General features: G+C 55.4%; 8 protein-coding genes. 1 reads left to right on the forward strand and 7 read right to left on the reverse strand.

Annotation, left to right across the window (positions count from 1 at the left end; translation table 11 throughout):
- Positions 1-130: 130 nt before the first annotated feature.
- Positions 131-3,007: an NHL repeat-containing protein gene (locus tag HY774_23830; protein MBI4751522.1), complete on the forward strand. Its 2,877-nt coding sequence runs from the start codon at positions 131-133 to the stop codon at positions 3,005-3,007.
- Between the two features lie 137 nt (positions 3,008-3,144).
- Here the strand turns inward: HY774_23830 and HY774_23835 are convergent, their stop codons facing one another.
- The 7 genes from HY774_23835 to HY774_23865 form a co-directional block, all read right to left on the reverse strand.
- Positions 3,145-4,419, reverse strand: a complete 1,275-nt coding sequence (locus HY774_23835) for an alpha/beta hydrolase (protein ID MBI4751523.1) — start codon at positions 4,417-4,419, stop codon at positions 3,145-3,147.
- A gap of 290 nt (positions 4,420-4,709) precedes the next feature.
- Positions 4,710-5,513 (reverse strand): response regulator transcription factor, encoded by an 804-nt coding sequence (locus HY774_23840; GenBank protein ID MBI4751524.1) that lies wholly within the window; start codon positions 5,511-5,513, stop codon positions 4,710-4,712.
- A 125-nt stretch (positions 5,514-5,638) separates the two neighbouring features.
- Positions 5,639-6,799, reverse strand: coding sequence for a sensor histidine kinase (locus tag HY774_23845; protein MBI4751525.1), 1,161 nt, complete (start codon positions 6,797-6,799; stop codon positions 5,639-5,641).
- Positions 6,800-6,833: 34 nt separating this feature from the next.
- Complete coding sequence (locus HY774_23850) at positions 6,834-7,412, reverse strand: GNAT family N-acetyltransferase (protein ID MBI4751526.1); 579 nt, start codon at positions 7,410-7,412, stop codon at positions 6,834-6,836.
- A gap of 141 nt (positions 7,413-7,553) precedes the next feature.
- A complete protein-coding gene (locus HY774_23855; protein MBI4751527.1) occupies positions 7,554-7,880 on the reverse strand; it encodes a hypothetical protein in 327 nt (108 codons plus the stop codon).
- A gap of 377 nt (positions 7,881-8,257) precedes the next feature.
- The gene (locus HY774_23860; GenBank protein MBI4751528.1) at positions 8,258-8,770 is read right to left on the reverse strand and encodes a GNAT family N-acetyltransferase; all 513 of its coding nucleotides are present in this window, start codon (positions 8,768-8,770) and stop codon (positions 8,258-8,260) included.
- A 218-nt stretch (positions 8,771-8,988) separates the two neighbouring features.
- A complete protein-coding gene (locus HY774_23865) occupies positions 8,989-21,813 on the reverse strand; it encodes a DUF11 domain-containing protein (GenBank protein ID MBI4751529.1) in 12,825 nt (4,274 codons plus the stop codon).
- Positions 21,814-21,831 lie beyond the last annotated feature (18 nt).

Raw genomic sequence — 21,831 nt, forward strand, 5'->3', positions numbered from 1 at the left:
ATTTCCTTAGGAAACCCTATACCGTCTTTCTTTTTCAAGTCTCTTATCCCTGTTTTCTTTTCTTTCCAAAGATCCGTTCTGCGACACGCTCTATTTAGAGGGTGATCCCCGGCCAGGCCACTGGCCCAGAATGAGCTTGCCGGGAACTATCAAGTTCAGCAATGGCAGTTCTCCGACTTTGACTTCGACGGCTTCGTCCCCAGGGACATACATATTGACGGCAGGTAACCCGGCGATTGTCGTGACCGGCACCTGGACCAAGGTGAGCGGGCCGGGAACGATTACCTTCAGCAATGCCAATTCTCCGACTTCGATGGCGACGGCTTCAGTCGCTGGGGAATACACTCTGCGCTGGACGATTACCGGCGGGAGTTGCCCTTCAAGTGATGACGTCAACATCACCTACACCCCAGGGCCGACCGCTACGGTAACCGGTGGTGGCACCATCTGTGCCGGGAACAGTTCCACTGTTACCGTCACCGTGACAGGTGGAACAGCACCCTACACGGTGACATTGGATAACGGCGGAGGGACCCAAAGCGGCTCCAGCCCGTTAACTTTTTCAGTGTTTCCGGAAGATTGGTCAACCACCTATTCCGTGGAGTCAGGGACGGACGCTCTGGGTAGTTGTATCACCGGTAGCGGGAGCGCCACGGTCACAGTGAGCCCAGATTTCCCGGCCTATGCCGGGCCGGATCAAACCGTCTGCGGCTTGTTGGCGAGACTGGAAGGCTATTCAGAGGGTGAACCCCGGCCAGGCACCTGGCCCAGAATGAGCTTGCCGGGAACAATCAAGTTCAGGAATGTCAATTCTGAGGCTTCGATGGCGACAGCTTCAGTTGCCGGGAAATACACCTTGCCGGCAGGTAACCCAGCAATTGTCGTGACCGGCACCTGGACCAAGGTGAGCGGGCCGGGAACGATTACCTTCAGCAATGCCAATTCTCCGACTTCGACGGCGACGGCTTCGTCCCCAGGTGCATACACCTTGCGCTGGACGATTGCCGGCGGGAGTTGCCCTTCAAGTGATGACGTCAACATCACCTACACCCCAGGGCCGACCGCTACGGTGACCGGTGGCGGGACAATTTGCCTTGAGAGCATTTCCACCGTCACCGTCACCGTCACCGTGACGGGTGGAACTGCACCGTACACGGTGACATTGGATAATGACGGGGGGAGACAAACCGGCCCCAGCCCATTAAGTTTTGAAGTGGAGACACCCTCAACAACCACCTATTCGGTGGAGTCAGGGGAGGACGCTCTGGGTTGTACAATCACCAGTAGCGGGAGCGCCACGGTTACCGTCATCCTGACAACCGTCAATGCCGGACCTGACCAAACCATTTGCGCCGGCACAAGTGTAGTCCTTGCCGGATCGTTGACTGGTGGCGCGACAGGCCCGATATGGACCGGCGGAGGCGGAATCTTTGTTCCGAATGCAACCACACTGAATGCCATCTACACACCGTCAGATGAGGAAATTGCAGAGGGAATAACGGCCTTGACGTTGAGAAGGGACAACCTGCCGGGAGTATGCGGGCCGATCAACGACACCATGTTCATCATCATCAATCCGGTTACCGTCCATGCCGGACCTGACCAAACCATTTGCGCGGGCACGAGTGCAATCCTGGCCGGATCCTGTGGCTATCAAGCAAACGGAACGTGGAGTGGAGGAACCGGAACATTCAGTCCGAATGCGACGACGCGCGATGCCGTCTATACTCCATCAGCAGCCGAAAGAACGGCTGGAACGGTGACATTGACGTTCACGATGGACGACCCGCCCGCCGCCTGTGGACCGAACAGCGATACCATGACCATCACCATCAACCCGACAGCCAATGCCAATGCCGGACCTGACCAAACTATTTGCGCGGGCACGAGTGCCACTCTTGCCGGATCGTTTGACGGAATTGCCTACGGCTCGGAGTGGATCGGCGGAGGCGGCACCTTCATTCCGAGTGCAACCACGCTGAATGCGGTCTACACACCGTCAAGCGCGGAAATCACGGCTGGAAGCGTAACCCTGACTTTGCTCAACCCGGTCGGGCCTTGCCCGGGAGCCGTGGATTCGATGACGATTTTCATCGATTCCTGCCTCCCGCACATTGCGTTGCTGGTGGCGGACACCGCCAACAACCGGATTCAGGGGTTTGACGGAAGCAACTGGTCGGTCATCGGAGTCGGGACCCTCGGGGCCGGAAACGGTCAGTTCCGCGCTCCCGAAGCGGTCGCCTTCAGTTCGACGGGACAACGGATGTATGTGGCCGACACCGGCAACAACCGGATCCAATGGTCAACCGATGGAGGCGTAAATTGGGCGAATTTTGCAACCAATGGAGTCGGATTCAATCAGGTCAAGGCGCCGCAAGGAGTCGCCCTGGATGCAGCCGGAAATCTTTATGTCGCCGACACCGGCAACAATCGGATTTTGCGCTTCAACGGAGGGATTCCGGGGATGGGAGTCCTGCTGGCCAACAAAGGAACTTCCGCCGGACAGGTGACCAATCCCAGCGGAATGGTCGTGGACAACAAATCAACTCTGTTCATTGCCGACACCGGCAACAATCGGGTTTTGAAAATCCTCAACGCCAGCACCGTCATTTCGACCAACACCGGAAAAGTCGTGGCTTCAAACGGGATCGGCCTGAACCAGGTCAGAGCGCCGCAGGGAGTCGCAGTTGACTCCAACGGCACGCTCTACATTGCCGATACCGGCAATTCCCGGATTCTGCGGTTTCTCAACGGGAATTCCAACAATGCAACCACTCTGGCCTTGAGCGGTACTCAACTTGGCCAGGTCAGACAACCTGAAGGCATCACCACAAGTCAGTTCACGTCAGGCTGGCTGGCTGGAATACCGATCATCGTGGTTGGAGACACCGCCAATAACCGGATCGTGGGCCGACCAATCGGCACCGGAAGCTGGTTATATATTGGTTCTCCCGACAATGTGGGGACAGGCATTGGGCAGTTCCGGGCACCATCCAAGATCAGGTGACAGGGTGGACAAGGTGACAAGGTGACAAGGTGACAAGGTGACATCTGACAAGGTGACTATTTGACAGGATGACAACTGACAAGATGACCATTTGAGAAGTCATCATTTTGTCATTTTGTCAGATGTCACCTGGGAGGTCATCCCCCGGCTTTCATTTTCCCATCCACCGGTTTTCCAGCCAGAAACTCGCCAATTGCCCGATCTAAATCCTCCGGGCTGTCTTCCGTCGCGTAGGCACGAGTATCTTCAAAGGTCACCAGTCTGAGTGGAAGTTTTGGGTTTTCAGTTTTGAATTTTTCCCATTGCATACGATTCGCATTCCATCCGCCTGGAACCGTCATTTTGGCATCTGGAGAAGAAATGACGACCAGCATCGGGACGCTGAGTTTTTTGGCCGCTTCGGACAGGTCAGTCGTCATCAGTTCATAAAAGTATCGGTACATCACATCGAGCCGGGTTTTGGCCATCATTTCGGACAAGAGTTTCTGCCGGGCTTCGTGCTGACAGTAAAATGTTGAAAAACCAGACGCAAACTGGAGCGACTGGCTATAGGAACTGTTGGGCCACAGCGCCAGTGATGGCGAACTGTTGACGATTTGAACTCGCTCCTGGTGAGTTGCCGGTTTGGTTGTATCGGCTGGGGAATTCATCGGGCTATACAACAGTCCATTGAGGTTCACAACGGCCCTGATCTGGTCTGGATGATCAAGGGCGGTTTTCATCGCCACATAGGCACCGGCTTGCTGGCCAACCAGCACCACACCGCTCAAGTTTTCCTTTTTGATCAGATTGACAATGCCTTGTTCGATGGTGTTCCACCAATCCGTATGGCTGAAATTCCGAATTTTAGGACGCGGATACGGGGGCGTACCGGCAGCCCCAGGAAGCGTCAGGGCATACATTGTGTAAGCTTTTGCATTGCGGTTCATCAACGATTCATACACCGTCCAATCCAAACCGATGTCAGGGATCAAAATAACCGGAACTGGACCGGAACCGCGTTTTTCAATCTGGGAAAATTCGCCCGGCAAGACAACACTCCCTTTTGAAAGACCAACCGCTGCCTGGACGGTGCGATCAAGTCGGGTTTCAAATCCGGCTGGCGCGCCCGTTAATTGGGCCAGTTTGGTCAATAGTTCCTTGTAGGCACGGGTGCGTTCTTCATCGCTGGCCATAAGTGAGTCCGCTTTGACTTTGAGTCTGGTTAACACATCGAGGTCCTCCGCCGTGACCTTGTCCTGGATGCCCAAATAGGCAAGTTCATCTTCGATGATGGCCCGAATAACTCGGGGTGACGGAGCGTCGCTCCATGTGGGATCAAGCGTCGGGGCTTGTCCCAGGGCGCTGGCGGTCAACAGCAGAAAGAAAATCGGCAGAAAGACCATTCCTGCAACTCGGCACCTGGTGGTCATAACAATGCTCCATTGAATTGTGGTGGGGATGGATCAGGCCGCTGGATGAATCCGGCCTGGGGGTTAGCCTCAACACGATTGCCAGATGGGGAAGGTTGCGCTGATGGAGCGAATTGCCGGATGTGTGTTGTGGGTTGAGGGAAATCAGGGGTGAAGCAGAAAGAGCTTTGGAGTGCTGCAACTTGTTGCAGCTTTGACATATGGCGACTTGTCGCCACTCTTTCTTGCGCGACAAGTCGCTTCATAGGAAAGCGGTGACAAGTCACCGCACTCCAAAGATGTGTGAGCCTTCAAGACCGCCGCACCAATGCCGTTTCGAACTTTTCCCGGCGGCTTCGACTGAGTTTGATGCTGGTGCGATTGCTGAGGACAATGGTGCCATCCCCGTTTTCGTTGAGTTCAAGTTCGCGGACGAAATCCAAATTAACGAGGGCGGACCGATGGACGCGAAAAAACTGGTCCGGGTCAAGTTGCGTCTCAAGCCGATTCAAACTGTCACGAAGCAAATGCTGTTTGCCGGCGACGTGCAACACAACATACTGGTCTGAGGCTTCAATCCATTCAATTTCAGCAACCTTCAGAAAATGAACCCGTCCGCCACTCTTTACCGAAAGGCGCTGCAGGTAGAGTGCTTTTTCGGTTGCTGGTGGCGAAGTCATCTGCTGACTGGCCAGCCATTCAAGCAACCGCCGGTTGATGTCGGCTGATCGGTTTTGGTAAATGTGCGATTTGGCGCGTTTGACAGCCTGTTCAAACCGTTCGTCGTCAAAGGGTTTCAAGACATAGTCGAGCGCCTGGGCCTCAAATGCTTTCACCGCAAACTGATCATAGGCTGTGACAAAAACAATAACTGATGAAAGATCTGGGCCAGCGGCTTCCAGCACTTCGAACCCGTTCATTTCGGGCATTTGAATATCGAGAAAAAGCAGGTCCGGTCGGTCTCGTCGAATGGCCTTGACCGCTTCGAAGCCGTTTGAACATTCCCCAATGATGGTGATTTCAGGATCATCCTTGAGCAGGAGGGACAGGGTCCGGCGAGCCAACGGTTCGTCGTCAACGAGCAGGGTTCGAATTTTTGCTGGTTCTCCAGTCATGGGTGATACCAATGAGGGTTCAGGGTTCAGGGTTCAGGGTTCAGAAAAGACAAAAAAGACGAAAAGGACAAAAAGGACAAAAAGGACGGAAAGGATTTGAATTCAAAAACCCTGAACCCTGAACCCTAAACGGTATGAGTTTCACTCCTGGGAAGATCCTGCTCCGACAGAAACGGAATGGAAATCAGAGCGGAGGTGCCGCCTTCTTTGACGGTTTCAACCACGAAATCGTGATCTGAACCAAAACACGCCTTGAGCCGGGCCTGGACGTTTCGCAATCCAAGTCCTCTGGCTTCGGCCTGGGCAAAATCAGGCGGAAGACCGGGGCCATCGTCGTTGATTTGCAGACATAGCCGTCCATTTTCGCGCCAGGTGTTGATTTCGATTCGGGAAGCTGCAATGCGTTTTGAAATACCGTGTCGCACTGCGTTTTCCACCAGTGGTTGTAAAATCAGGTGTGGCACGCCGGCATCAAGCGTTTCCGGGGCAATATTTTTATACACGGTCAGGCGATCCTGAAACCGTATCTGTTCGATTTCAAGGTATTTTTCGAGGAATTCAAGTTCCAATCGAAGTGGAACCTGTTCATTGCCTGATCGGTCCAGAACCGACCGCAGCAAATCGCTGAGTCCGGCGATCATCCGGACGGCGCCTCGGGTATCGTTTTCACGAACCAGAGCGGCAATGCTGTGCAGTGTGTTGAATAAAAAATGCGGGTGAAGCTGCATTTTCAGGGCCAGTAACCGTGCGTTGGCCAGTTGGGTTTCAAGTTGCGAGGTTCGCAGTTGTAGTTCGGCGGTTTGTCGCTCGCCTTCTCGCAACCGTTCGGCGTACACCATCGCGTGGCCAACTCCAACCAGCATCCAGTACACCATCGGTCCAAACAGCAGAGTAAAATTGATCATCCTGGCATAGCCGGCGAGAAACCCTTGAAGCGATTCAAAGATGCGTGGGTCTGGAATTGCCCATCGTGATACGAGGGTCAACACCAGCGCATAAACAAATCCAAAAACAATACCTGCCGCCAAATGGAATCCGAAGGCGCGTCCACGTCGTGGAACCTCAAAAGGAAACCGTCGGCTGAGATCAAATACCAATGGCGTCGCCAGCGCCAGCGGCTCCCAGTACAGAAGTTGAAAGAACAATTCCCATCCCCAGGAATGGGGTCGAGGGCGCGCCGAAGGGCCGAATGTCACCTGGGCCACAATCAGAATCCCCGGTATCATCCACAGCGCACAAACCACAAGTTGCCGTTTCCAGGCTGGAGGAACAGAAGGGAAGATCATTGAGGGGTCAGGGGTGAAAAACAGGGTTCAGGGTTCAGGGTTCAGGGTTCAGCCCGATGTCTTCCACCCCAGATTGCCATTCCAGAAAGTAATATACTTCGTCACCATCAATTTTCTGAAAACCAAGCTTGAGAAACCAGGGCAAAGCCGGGTTAAAGCTTTCGACATAGATTCGAATCGGTTTGTGGTTCTGGCGACTTTCGGTCATCAAATCAGCCATGATTTTCCTGGCAATGCCTTGCCGCCGAAACTCCGGTAAGAGGGCCAGGTCAATGATGCGAAGCTGGTTTTCCAGTCGCCCAAGGTAGAGCCGACCAACCGGCTGGGTATCGAGCAGGATGACAGAAAAGTCTCCGGTTGGATATTTGATCCGGTATTGTTCGGACTGCGCTTGAAACTGGCTCCATAAGAATGCCCGTTTCAGCGAGTCATCCCACGGAACACGGGCCATTTCTTCGGCCCGAGAAGCTGCAAAGATTTGAAACAAAAAGGATTCGTCATCCTGCTCGATGGGTTTGAGATGGATTTCGGGCATATTTGAGGGCTGGTACTTGGGGAGCATTAAAAAACAACTTCCCGTTTTGGTTTGGAGACAGGTATTTGGATTGAGCATCCCTGTTAGGCTGCCGTTCGGATAGCTGGTGGTTGCAAGGTTTTGGGAGCTACCACCGGGAAACGATTGTCTCTCCGGTCCATCTTCCCCGCGTCGCCCGCGCCCCCAGGAACTTATTTTTTAACGCTCCCCAAGCACCAATTAAGCGGTTGTTGCCGTGCCAGTTTCAGCATTTAAAAACTGGTAAAAGACTGCTTCATAGCTGATGCCATTCTGGTCACGGCTCACTGGAACAATAAAGATATCGAGTTCACCCATCACTGGATGCGAGAGGTGAAGGGTTTGCTGAATCAACTGGTACTCAAGCGGACCCAGAAAGGTCAGTGAAAACTCTTCACACGTGGGTTTTTCCTGCCGAACCTGGATGGTATTGAGTTTCAGGTTAATGGATTGGGTTTCACTGATTTGAACCGCAAAATCAGTATGGAGATGTTCGCGAAACTGGGCAAGGTTTAGATGGTTGGTCATAGGAATGAGGGTTCAGGGTTCAGGGTTCAGGGTTTTTGTTTTGTAATTCTTCGTTTCCTAAATTTCGCCCAAAATACTAACATTTTCCTCAGGTGTGGTCTTTGATGTGGGTGATTGAGCCAGAACTAAAAGACATAAAGGACATAAAGGACATATAAGGAGAGGTTGGAAGTTAGTTTCGTCATCGCGAAGGCTCGATTTCGGTGAACTTTGATTCCACTCAATGACCTGGGCGATTCCCGATTGCGATTCGTGTCCTGAACCGGTCGGTGCTGGTCGTGTCTGGCAAGGTGATGATATTTTGGGCGAAATTCAGATTTGATCCTTAGCTCTTGGAAAGTATTGATTTCTAACCACTAACCACTAATCACTAATCACTAATCATATTCTTCATTCTCAATTCTTCTGTATTCCATTTGGAAATGGGTGTCGGTTGAGCCAGTTTCACGAAAACCAAGCCGCTGGTAAAACCTGACTGCCGGGCTGTGTTTGAGTACCTGCAACCGCAGTGGTTTGTTTGTGGTGGTGGCTTCAGCGATCAATTGGTAGGTGATGTGGGCGCCAATTCCCTGGTTCCGGTATTCAGGCAGTAAGGCAATATCAGCCAGACGAATTTCACTTTCCTGACGAACCACAATCAACCGACCAATGGTTTTTCCTGCAAGTTCAATCACCGAATGTTCTGCCGCAGGGTATTGCATTCGATAAAAGTGGTGCTGGGCTTGAAATTGCATGGTGAAGAAAACCAGTTGGTGGGCTTCATTCCAACCAACCAGAGCGATTTCTTCAATCCGGGTGCTGGCATAGACCTCGATGAGGTCTGGCTGGTCCTCATCGGTCGCGGGCCGTAATTTGGGTTCCGGGTTTTTGGAAAAATCAGGAAAAGACATAAAGAACTGACAAGGTGACAAGGTGACAAGGTGACAAAGTGACATCTGACAAGGTGACAAGGTGACAAGGTGACATCTGACAGGGTGACATCTGACAAGGTGACAAGGTGACAGAGTGACAGGGTGACAGGGTGACATCTGACAGGAGAAAGTTCATCATTATGGTACTTTGTCACCTTGTCATTCTGTCAGATGTCACCCTGTCACTGGTCACCCTGTCATCTGATCTTGGACGGGCTTCGGAACTGGCCGGTTCCGCTTCCAAGGTTGTTTGGTATGCCGACCAGCGACCAGGCGCCGCCAGCCAGGAGCTGGCCGACAATTCGGTTGTTGGAGGTATCACCAACTGCCATAAATGATTGACCAGCAAAGGTTCCAGTTTCAAACCGGCAAATGGTGACACCTTCCGGTTTGTTAACCTGGCCCATGCTCGAACCGGTCCCAGTTGTCATCACGGTTGCGGCTGCCGGATTGCCACCCGGATACGCCAGCACCCGTGAATTTCCAGTATCGGCCACATAGACGTTGCTGAAATTGTCAACGGCGACGCCTTCTGGATTTCGCACCTGGCTAGAGCCGCTTCCTGGGCCGGCCACAAAGGTCGTGCCCGTGTTTGGCGTTCCAACTGTGTTGCAGTTGGTGATCTTGATCACGCGATTATTGTCGCGGTCGGTAATGTACAGGTTAAAGTTGACGTCAACGGCGATACCACGCGGGCTGCGGACCTGGCCTCCGCCAACGCCACTGGTTGCCAGAACCACGGCTGGTCCGGGCGTTCCATTGTTAAACCGCAGAACGCGATTGTTTCCGGTATCAGCCACGTAGAGATTCCCGAGCACGTCCAGCGCCACGCCCTGTGGTGACTTCACGTTGCTGAGTCCAATCCCATTGCTCGCGAGCGTTGCCCAGGTGGTGCCGCTGTTGGTGGTGTACTGAACCCGGTTGTTGCCGGTATCAGCCACATAAATTCGAGTGGCTTCAAAGTTGGCGGTGACAGCTTCGGGCAAACTCAGACTGGTTGAACCTGAGCCTGGCGCCCCAGTTCCCAGCAGAACCACCCAGCTTGTGCCGTCATAGCGCTGAATGCGATGGTTTTGAGTATCAGCCACATACAGGTAAGACAGTTCGGTGGCATTGACCTGCAACGTTGCGGTTGCGGTGTTGCCGGTGCCGCCATTGGTCGAACTGACCGCACCCGTTGTGTTGGTGATGGTGCCAGGCAGGGAAGCCGTGACATCCACCGAAATGGTACAGTTCCCGTTGGCTGCAATCGTGCCGCCCGTGAAGGTAATCACCGAGCTTCCAGCCACTACTGTGACGGTTCCACCACAGCCATTCACAATCGCCGGTGTCGTGGCCACGGTCAACCCTGCCGGGAGGTTGTCGGTAAAGGCCACGCCAGTGAGAGCTTCGGTGGCATTTGGATTGGTTAAGGTAAAGACCAGTGTGGTGGTTTCGTTGAGCAACACGGTTGCCGGGTTAAAGACCTTGGCAATCACCGGCGGTGCCACCACGGTGATGGTGTCGGGTGCGGTGTTGCCGGTGCCGCCGTTGGTTGAAGTCACGGCATTTGAAACGTTGTTTTTCACGCCAGCCGTGGCGCCAGTGACGGTGACGTTGAAGGTACAGGTTCCTCCGGGCGCAATCGTGGCCCCCGTTAAGGTGACCCGGTTGTTGGTTGCCGACGTCGTGACTGTTCCGCCACAGGCTGAATTTGAACCGTCAGCAATGGTCAATCCGGCTGGGAGGTTATCCACCAGCCCAACACCGGTGAGGGATTCGGTGGTGTTTGGATTGGTGATGGTAAAGGTCAGGGTTGTGGTTCCGCCGAGTGGGATGGTATCCACGGCAAAGGCTTTGGACGCGACGGCTGGGGCAACAACTGTGATGCTGGCCGAAGCCGTGCCGCCTGTGCCCCCCTGGGTTGATTGAATATTACCAGTGGTGTTGTTTTGAACTCCGGCAGCAACACCCGTCACATTGACCTGGATCGTGCAGGAGTTGCCAGCCGTGAGCGACCCACCAGACAGACTGATGGTTGAACTTCCGGCCACGGCGGTGACTGTTCCCGAGCAAACCGCGCTGATGTTTGGCGGTGTTGCCACAACCAATCCTGCCGGGAGCAAATCGGTAAACGAAATGCCATTCAGGGTCTGAGTGGTGTTCGGGTTGGAAATCGAGAACGTCAGCGTTGTAGTGCCACCCAGCGGAATCGTCAGCGCGCCAAATGCCTTGCCGATGGTCGGAGGCAGCGCCACGATCAATGACGCCGAAGCCGTGTTGCCGGTGCCGCCATTGGTAGAGGAAACCGTTCCGGTGACATTGTTCTTGACGCCTTCGGTCGTTCCGGTGACATTCACTGAAATCGTGCAGTTGCCGCTGGCTGCAATCGTGCCGCCACTCAGGCTGATCGAATTTGACCCGGCCACGGCTGTGACCGTGCCGCTGCACGCACCAACCACATTTGGCGTACTCGCCACCTGCAAGCCCGCCGGTAAGGTGTCGGTAAAGGCCACACCCGTCAAGGCATCAGATGGATTGGAGTTGGTCAAGGTAAAGGTCAACGTTGTGGTGCCGTTGATCGGAATATTTGGTGCGCCAAACGCCTTGCTGATGGATGGCGGCGCCAACACTCGAATTGTAGCCGTACCGGCATTCCCCGTACCGCCGTTGGTGGTGGTGACTGCCGACGTGGTGTTGTTCTTGGTTCCAGCCGTGGTGCCGGTGACATCAACTGAAATGGTGCAGTTGCCGCTGGCTGCAATCGTGCCACCGCTCAGGCTGATTGTGCCTGACCCGGCGACCGCTGTGACCGTCCCACCACAGACGCCCGTGATGTTTGGCGTGCTGGCCACGACCATTCCGGCTGGAAGTGTATCACTAAAGGCCACACCCGTCAGAGCTTCGGTGGTGTTCGGGTTGGTGATGGTAAAGGTCAGCGTCGTTGACCCATTGAGTGGAATCGTCGGTGCGCTAAAGGCTTTGGAAATCGAAGCCGGCGCCACGACCGTGATGCTGGCTGAAGCCGTGCCACCTGCTCCGCTTTGGGTTGATGAGACATTTCCAGTGGTGTTGTTTTTCACCCCGGCGGTTGTCCCGGTGACGTTGACAGTAATGGTGCAGTTGCCGCCAGCCGTCAACGACCCGCCACTGAGTGAAATCGTTGAACTTCCGGCCACTGCCGTGACAGTTCCTGAGCACACACCGGTCACGTTTGGTGGTGTGGCCACGACGAGTCCGGCGGGCAATGAATCAGTGAAGCTGACCCCGGTCAACGGAACCGTGGTGTTCGGGTTGGTGATGGTAAAGGTCAGCGTGGTTGACCCATCGAGCGCAATGGTTGGTGCGCCAAACGCTTTGGAAATAGTCGGCGGTGCTGCCACGGTAACCGTGGCGCTGGCCGTGTTGCCCGTGCCGCCATTGGAGGAAGTCACGTTGCCGGTGACGTTGTTTTTGACGCCTTCAGTCGTGCCGGTGACATCAACTGAAATGGTGCAGTTGCCGCTGGCCACAATTGAACCACCGCTCAGGCTGATCGAATTTGACCCGGCCACAGCGGTAACCGTGCCGCTGCACGCACCCACGACGTTTGGTGTCGCCGCGACGACCAAACCTGCCGGTAAGGTGTCGGTAAAGGCAATGCTGTTGAGTGGTTCGGTGGTGTTTGGATTGGTAATGGTAAAGGTCAGCGTGGTGGTGCCGTTGAGCGGAATGTTGCTCTGGGTAAAGGCTTTCGAGATGGATGGTGGCGCCACGACCGTGATCGAATCTGAAGCCGTGTTTCCAGCCGGGAGTCCAGCCGGATTGCTTGCTGTCACCGTTCCCGTGGTGTTGTTTTTCGCGCCAGCCGTGGTGCCGGTGACATCAACCGTGATGGTGCAGCTTCCTGCTGCGGCCAGTGAGCCTCCGCTGAGGCTGATGGTTCCAGACCCGGCGACGGCGGTCACACTTCCTGAACAAACTCCGACGATATTGGCTGGCGTTGCGACGACCAAACCTGCGGGCAGGGAATCACTAAAGGCAATTCCTGACAGCCCAACCGTCTGGTTCGGATTGGTAATGGTAAAGGACAGTGTGGTTGAGCCATTGAGTGGAATGGTGAGCGCGCCGAAATCTTTAGTGATGCTCGGCGGACCAACCACGGTCATTGACGCTGAAGCCGTCAGTCCAGGTCCGCTTTCCGTCGAAGACACATTGCCCGTGGTGTTGTTTTTCACTCCAATCGTGGTTCCGGTGACATTGACTGTGACGGTACAGGTGCCGTTGCCAGCCAGTGAACCACCAGAGAAGGAAATTGTGTCGGTTCCGGCAACAGCGGTAATCGTGCCGCCGCAGGTTGAACTGGCACCAGGTGTGGCTGCCACAACGACTCCGGCAGGCAGCGTGTCGGTAAAGGCAATGCCGTTCAGGGTTTGAGCCAGATTCGGATTCCCGATAGTAAACGTGAGCGTGGTCGTTCCGTTCAGCGGTAAGATGCTCACACCAAAGGCTTTGCTCAGGGTTGGCGGCATTGCCACCATCAGTGTGGCGCTCGCGGTATTGCCCGTGCCGCCGTTGGTGGAGGTGACATTGCCAGTCGTGTTGTTCTTGGTGCCCACAGTCGTTCCAGTCACATCCACGCTGATGGTGCAGGAACTATTGGCCAGAATGCTGCCTCCGCTGAGGCTGATGGTTCCAGAGCCGGCAACGGCGGTCACGCTTCCTGAACAGACTCCGACGATATTGGCTGGGGTCGCCACGACAAGCCCGGCAGGCAAATTGTCGGTAAAGGCCACGCCAGTCAGCGGTTCGGTCAGGTTCGGGTTGGTAATGGTAAAGGTCAGCGTGGTGCTGGTATTGAGCCCAATCGCGGGTTGGGCAAAGGCTTTTGAAATGGCTGGCGGGGCCACCACCGTGATTGAGGCATTGGCCGTGTTGCCGTTGGGCAATCCGGCTGGCGTGGTGGCGGTGACATTGCCCGACGTGTTGTTTTTCACGCCGGCAGTGGTGCCGGTCACGTCAACACTGATGGTGCAATTGCCTCCGGCTGCCAGTGAACCACCACTGAGACTGATAGTACTTGAACCGGCAACGGCGGTGACCGTTCCTCCGCAAACACCTGTCACATTTGGAGTTGAAGCCACGACGAGTCCGGCTGGGAGTGAGTCAGTAAAGACAATTCCAGAGAGCGCGACCGTTGTGTTTGGATTGGTAAGGGTAAAGGTCAGGCTCGTGGTGCCGTTGAGCGGAATGGTTGCCGCACCAAAGGCTTTGCTGATGGTTGGCGGTCCAACCACGGTGACCGTGTCGGAGGCGGTGCCGCCGGTGCCGCCTTCGGTGGTGGTAATGGTCCCGGTGGTGTTGTTTTTGACCCCGATAGTCGTGCCGGTGACATTGACACTGAATGAACAATTCCCGGCTGGGTCAATCACGCCGTTGGTCAGGCTGATGGTGCCCGAGCCAGCCGTGGCTGAAATGGTACCGCTGCCACATCCGCCAGTGAGGTTTGGTGGCGTGGCGACTACGAGTCCAGCAGGTAAGGTGTCGGTAAAGCTGACACCCGTCAACCCAATCGTTGCGTTGGCATTGGTAATGCTAAAGGTCAGCGTGGTGGTGGCATTGAGCGGCAAAATGCTCACGCCAAATGCCTTGGTAAAGCCTGGCGGTGCCGCGACCGAAAGCGTGTCGCTGGCCGTACCGCCGGTGCCGCCTTCAGTTGAGGTGACATTGTTGGTGGTGTTGACTTTCACACCAGCCGTGGTCGCCCGGAGCGTGACCGAAATTGAACAGGTTCCACCCGGCGAAGCAATCGCACCGCCGCTAAAGGTCAGGGTGGTGGCCCCAGCGGTTGGATTCCAGGTGCCGCCACAGGTCGTGTTGGCCCCTGGCGTCGTGTCAACTTCCAATCCTGCCGGCAGATTGTCAACGATGCCGATTCCGGTCAATCCGCCCGGATTGGCTGCCGGATTGGTGAAGGTGATCGTCAGCGTGGTGGTGCCGTTGAGCGGGATGCTATTTGGACTAAAGGACTTCGTCACCGTTGGCGGAGCAAAGACGTTGATGGTGTCCGTCGCTGTTCCACCAGTGCCGCCTTCAGTGGACGAAATATTTCCGGTGGTGTTGACGTGAGCCCCAGCCGCAATCCCGGTCACTGTGACATTGAAATTGGCTGAACCTGCCGCCGCCACTGAGCCACCGGTCAGGGTAATCGTTCGGGTGGCTGCCGTGACCGTCAGAACTGAGCCGGCGCCGCAGACATTGTTGAACACGCCATCTGAAACACTCAATCCAGCCGGTAACACGTCGGTGAATGAAATACTGGTCAGGCCAACCGTTGGATTGTTGTTGGCCACGGTGAAGCCAAGGGTTGAAGTACCGTTGAGGGCAATTGAATCAGGCGTAAAGGTCTTGGTGAGCGTCGCCGGACCAACGACGGTCAGGGTGGCGCTCGCTGTGCTTCCGGCGCCGCTTTCGGTTGAACTGATATTTCCGGTGGTATTGAGTTTGACGCCAGCGGTGGTGCCCCGGACATTGACGGTGATGGTACAGCTTGCGCCTCCGGCCAGCGTGACGCCGCTCAGACTGAAGCTGGTTGTGCCGGGTGTTGCCGTGACCGTTCCACCACACGAATTGACGACATTGGGTGTGGCGTCAATTTCAATTCCTGCCGGGAAGGTATCGCTCAAGCTGATGTTATTGAGTGTCAGTCCCGCGTTCGGATTGGTGATAGTAAATGACAGCGTACTCACGCCGCCAACCGGGATCTGATTGGGGGTAAAGCTCTTGGTCAAGGTTGGTGGTGAAGCAACCGTGAGCGTGGCGGTGGCGGTATTACCTGTTCCGCCGTTGGTCGAAGTCACATTCCCGGTGGTGTTGGTTTTCACGCCTGAAGTCGTGCCCGTGACATCCACGCTGATGGTGCAGTTGCCACTGGCGGAAATCGTGCCGCCAGACAGACTAATCGTGGTTGAACCAGCCGTGGCGGTAACGGTTCCAGTGCAACCATTTGAAATATTTGGAGTTCCCGCAACCTGCACCCCAGCCGGAAGATTGTCGGTAAACGCCACTCCGGTCAGGCTGTCGCTTGGGTTGGAATTGGTCAGGGTAAAGGTCAGGGTGGTGGTGCCATTGACGGCAATCGTGTCTGGCGAGAAGGCTTTGGCAATCGAAGGCGGCGCCAAAACCCGGATCGAAGCCGACGCCGTGTTTCCGTTTGGCAACCCAGCAGGTGTTGTGGCCGTGACATTTCCGGTGACGTTGTTTTTGGTTCCGGCGGTGGTGCCGGTGACATCCACCGAAATAGTGCAATTGCCGCCAGCCGCCAGTGAACCTCCGCTGAGGCTGATGCTTCCTGAGCCTGCAACCGCCGTGACTGTGCCGCCGCACACGCCGGTCACATTTGGTGGCGTTGCCACGACCAGTCCAGCCGGCAACGAATCGCTAAAGGCAATACCGGAAAGCGCCACGGTTGAATTCGGATTAGTAACGGTAAAGGTCAGCGTGGTGGTGCCGTTGAGCGGAATCGTAGCGGCCCCAAACGCTTTTGAAATTTGCGGTGGAGCGACAACGGTCAATGTGGCCGTGGCGGTCGTCCCGGTGCCGCCTTCGGTCGAGGTAATCGTGCCCGTGGTGTTGGTTTTGACGCCGGCGGTGGTGCCGGTGACATCCACGCTGATGGTGCAGTTGGCGCCACCAGCCACAGTTACAGTACTGATATTGAGCGAAGTCGAGCCAGCCGTGGCCCCGGTAATGGTGGCGCCACAGTTGTTGACCACGTTTGGCGTGGCGGCCACTTCGACGCCTGCCGGGAGCGAATCGGTAAAGCTGATTCCTGACAATGAGTTGCTGGCATTGGGGTTGGTAATGGTAAAGGTCAGGGTTGAGGTGCCAGTGAGTGGAATCTGATTTGGTGTGAATGATTTCGCCAGTGTCGGCGGTGCCAAAACCGTGATCGAGGCACTGGCGGTGTTGCCGGTGCCTCCGTTGCTGGAGGTCACATTGCCGGTGGTGTTGTTCTTGAGCCCGGCGGTGGTGCCTGTGACATCAACTGAAATTGTGCAATTGCCGCTGGCCGAAATTGAACCGCCGCTCAGGCTGATCGAATTTGACCCGGCGACAGCCGTGACGCTGCCGCTACAGGCGCCGACGACATTTGGCGTGGAAGCCACCTGCAAGCCCGCCGGCAAGGTGTCGGTAAAGGCTACTCCCGTCAAACTGTTGGACGGGTTGGGGTTGGTCAGCGTGAAGGTCAACGTGGTCGTGCCATTGAGCGGAATGGTGCTCGCCCCAAAGGCTTTTGAAATTGAAGGTGGTGACAGCACCGTAATTGATGCTGAGGCTGTATTCCCCTGTCCGCCATTGGTCGAATTGACGTTGCCCGTGACATTGTTTTTCACCCCAGCCGTGGTTGCCGTGACCGTGACATTGAGGATACACGAACCATTGGCGGCAACCGTGGCCCCGGTTAACGAAATGGTGCTGGTCGCAGCAGTTGTGGTGAGGGTGCCTCCACACTGGCTGGTTGAAGAATCGGTTACGGTGAGCCCAGCCGGAAGCACGTCGGTCACGCTCACACCGGTCAAAGCATCAACCGTATTCGGATTGGTGATGGTAATCGTCAGCGTCGTGGTTCCATTGAGCGGCATCGTCGGTGCCGCAAATGCCTTCGAAACCTGCGGTGGCATTAAGATTCGCTGGACCAGCGTGTTGGAAATACTTCCATTTGAACCGGCGGCGCCATCATAGACCGCCACGATGTTGTGGTCGCCAATGGTCAGTGATGACGTGGCAAACGTCGCGATCCCCGAAGTCAACGTCCCGCTTCCAAGTAAGGTTGTTCCATCGAAGAAGCGCACATTGGCGCCGTTGGGTGGTTGGAACCCGGTGCCGGTCACGGTCGCGGTAAACGTGACTGACTGACCCTGGCCTGCTGGATTGGCTGATGAGGTCACAACCGTCGTCGTCTGGTTGATTGCCGTCGTGGTGGGATTGGCCGCACCGGCAATATCCGGGTCATCCGTCAACACATTTGAGAAATTCGACCCGGAAACAGTGCCTTGATTTAAAACCTGGGTTACCGCTGGCTGCGATGGTGAAATCTGGGGTGTCGGTAACGGGTTGTTGACCGTGACGTTAAACCGGATGATCACTGATTCACCGCCTGGAAGTGTCCCAATCGTCTGATTGACGGTTTCACCCGCCAGCGGATTGATCGCCACTCTGGACTGGGGCGGTCGGTTGCGTTGCGTGCCTTTTTGAGAATCCAGGTCATCGGTTGATACTGGTGGAAGGAACGAAGGTGTTGCTTCGGTAATGTCTGAAGTTGCTGGAATGACGCGAACCGCTTTTTTCAGTTCCGGGGCGAACGCTCCAAATTGAGCCGCAAAGGTCGGCGACGCATCGGCTGTCTTTTTCAAGAAGACTGGGAGCACGGATGTCATCTGGCCGATGGCCCAGCCTGAGCTTCCCAGGGCCAGAAGTGGAGTGGATGTCTGGGACGCGGAAGCTGGCGCATAGACTTTGGCTTCTTCAGTGGTTAGGCGGCGCAGGTCGTCAAAGGAAGCGTCAGGCAACCGGCGGATGGATTCAAAGAACATGTTGGCCATCAACTGGTCTTTAAACCGATCACCACGGAGCACTTTCAAGCCCGCGATATGACCCAGTTGCCGCATGATGACCGTCAGCAGGTCAGCTTTGCGGAAGGCTGGGGTATTGGGTCTGGCGACATACAGTTGTGATGAGCCGACACGCTGGAATTCTTCGTCGCCGAGCGGTGACGAGTCCACAAACCAGCCGTATCCAGCCGCCGAATAGTCAACCACGATGGATTGCAGGTCATTGATGGCAATGATTCCAATCGGCAGGTCACCGAGCGAAACAGTGACGTTTCGCATTTTCTCAAGCACTGCTGCCGGGATATCCGCCGTGGTCCAGCGAGAAATCGCCGCCGCTTTGAGCGTGTCGAGTTCTTCCTGGGTCACCTGTCTGACTTTGTCGCGGTCACCACCGTCACGCCAGACGCGGAGGTGGTTTTGACCGCCATCGTCAACGGTCTGATTGGGTTCGGTGGTGCTGCTGCCATCGGGCCTCGGAAGCGCCGGTCCGCAGGTGCCAGCCGCCACCACGCTAATCCCGGCACTGGCGTTGACCGGAGTTCCAGTGTTGGTGGTCGAAATTTGAGCTGATGCTGTGGCCTGAGTTCCTTCCAGAGAAAAGACGGAGGTGCCATTTTCAGCCAGAGTATAGGCTTCTTCAAATCCAGCCGGGAAAGAGGCTGGATTGTACGAGGTGTTGCCCGAGATTTTGGCGCAGAGTGATTTTTGATCCCGTGATTCCACATAGATGCCAGCCAGGGGGCAGGGGCATCCAGGGATATCGGTGCCACCTGTCGGCGCGGCGATGGTATTGCCGGTGATGGTGATTTTATGCAGGCCGGTGGTGTTATTGCAGGCCGGGTCCATGGTGTTTCCTGACCGGCGAATGACCTCAATGCCGCGAGCATTCGGGACTTCGCGGATGATGTTGTTGGTGACTTCGACCTGTGAGGTTCCCGCGCCGTTCATATTGACCCGGATCCCGTTTCCAACCGCAGACCCAGATTCCTTCACCCCAGCCTGACCGATGGTGTTGTTGCGGATTTTCCCTTGCAAGGTTCCGGAAGATGGACAGCCTTGAAACGTGTTGAGCCCGTGACTGCCATTGCCGGCACGGTTCCGGATTGTGGGGTTGTTATTAAAATCGTAGGTGAAGTTAGCGGCGGAGCTTAATGACAGGTCGGCGGCTAAGGTGTTGGTGGTAATGGTGTTACCCGAGATGTTACAGCCATTGATGGAGGCCGACCCGTTGGAAAGGATCTGCATTCCGATTGAAAAGTTATTGGAAACAGTACAGTTGGTGATCGCCATGGTGGTAATGACTGCTGTTCCGTTGGCATCAACCAAAATCCCGTGGTTCCCGGTTCCTGACAGTGTGGTATCAAAAGTTGAATTGGAAATCGAAAGCGAACTCAGCGTCCCGCTGTCATTATCCAGGAAGAAGTGGTTGTGGGGTGAACTGGTCACCGAACAGTTGGAAATCGAGACTGTCCCGCTCACATTGTCAAACTGGATGCCTTCATCCGAGGTGGTACCAGTGTTGTCGGTGATGTTGGTTCGGGCTAATGAGAAATTCTGGCAACTGGTCGCCAAAATTCCATCCGTTCCGCTGTTTTGGATGCTCAAGTATCCCAGGCTCACATCATTGACTGATGTCAGGGTGATGCCGGCATTTGAAGAGCCGGAGCCGGTAATCGTCCCGCCCGAGGCATTGTTTGACCCGCCACCGTCCCCGGTAATGGTAAAGCTGTTGGTCGCCCCAGATGCTTTCGCCACATTGGTCAGGGTAATCCCGTTGGTGGCTGATGAAGTACTGACGCTGGTGAGCACCATATTTAAATTGGCACGTGAGGCCGAACTCGTCCCGGCAATCGAAATCGCCTGAACATTGCTGCAGGCAATCGTGCCAGTGGTCGAAGTGAGTGTGCCAGTAAATGTGCTGACGCCAATGGCCGAAACGCCGCTATCCGGTGCGATGTCGAGATCCTGAAAGTTGACCGTGGCGGCTGAACCGGTGCTGGAGAGCGCCGTTGAGCCAGACATGTTGAGAGCTGTGTTGCCGAAGGAAAACGTTCCTGAGGCGGAACTAGCGATGGAAATGCCGGATTGCGTCGGATTGGTAATTGTCGTGGATGGGGAACTCAATGACCCGATGACATTGGAACTGAACGCAATCCCCGAAGTTGGAGCATTGGTTGACGAGATACCGTCAAAGGTCGCGGCCAGTGTTCCATTCGAAAGTGTCAGTGCGCCGCCGGTCCCATTGAGGGTGGTATCGTCGAGCGTCAACGTTCCAAACCCGGCGCCGGAAATATCGGTCGTGGTGGCATTTCCCAGTGTGAGGCCCTGAATTCGATTGTTTTGGGCGAGTGTGACGGTTACTCCGGAACTGGTCAGCGTCGGGTCGGTACCGTTGGTGGTGGGGAAGGCATCGCTGAAGGAGGGCGGGGTCAACCCGGTAATAGAAGCCAGCGTGGCATCAGCGCCCTGGCCGATTAACTTCTGACCGTTCAACAGGGTCAACGTGGCTGAATAAGCGCCGCTACCGGTAAAGAGAAAAATGTTGTCATTGGCCGCTGGGTTGCTACCAGTTCCGTTATTGATCGCCGCAAAGGCCGAGAGGGAATTGAACGGGCTGGTGAGTCGGCCATCGCCAGCACTTCCCAGGGCATTATTGATAAACCAGATCATCCCGGAAACCGTGATCGAGACGCTGCCGGTATTAGAGCCGACCGCGTTGGTCACGGTGTAGTTAAACGTGTCGGTGCCTTCAAACCCAGCCGGGGGATTGTAGGAAAAACTCCCATCCGTGTTGAGGGTGACATTTCCACCGTTGGTGCTGGTAAAAGTGCCGCCAGTCAGCGTCGCCGTTGGTGTTCCCAGAAAATCGTTGGCCAGCACGCCACTTCCGGCTGGAACCTGGATGCGGACGTTGCCAACCGCAGCATAGGTATCATCAATCGCGACAGGGGATACTTCAACTGATCCACCCACCAGCGTCGTGTTGGCGCTGATGGTATCTGTCAACCCAAGTCCAGTCGCATCGCTGCCAGTGTTGTTGATGGTGATGGTATAGCGCAGGGTGTCACCAGGATCCACCAGGGTGTCGGAATCATTATCAGTAATCAGGGAATCTACTTTGGTTGCGCTGATGATTGGGGCAAAGAGCGGCCCACGACCAGCCGCTGTTTTAAACACGCCTGGTATGCGCCAGAAGGAAGTCGCCGGCGGTTTGGAAGAACCCCGGCTGGTACTCAATCTGGGTGACTTGTCTGTACCTTGAGTGATGTCTTTCTTTTTATAAGGAGCAGGCCATGGTTGGTTTCCCTTTGGCGTCGTGGAGCCAGCCAGCGGGAGTGAGGCTGATGTGGTGATCTGACGCTGGAGCAAAGGCAGGCAGGTGAGCGGTGTTAAAATAAAACAAAGAACAAGGACTCGCATCAGGTGACGGCTGAATGAAGTGGATCCCATGGCTGATTCTCCGAGTTT

This window comes from Acidobacteriota bacterium (genome assembly GCA_016208495.1).
Lineage (GTDB): Bacteria > Acidobacteriota > Blastocatellia > Chloracidobacteriales > Chloracidobacteriaceae > JACQXX01.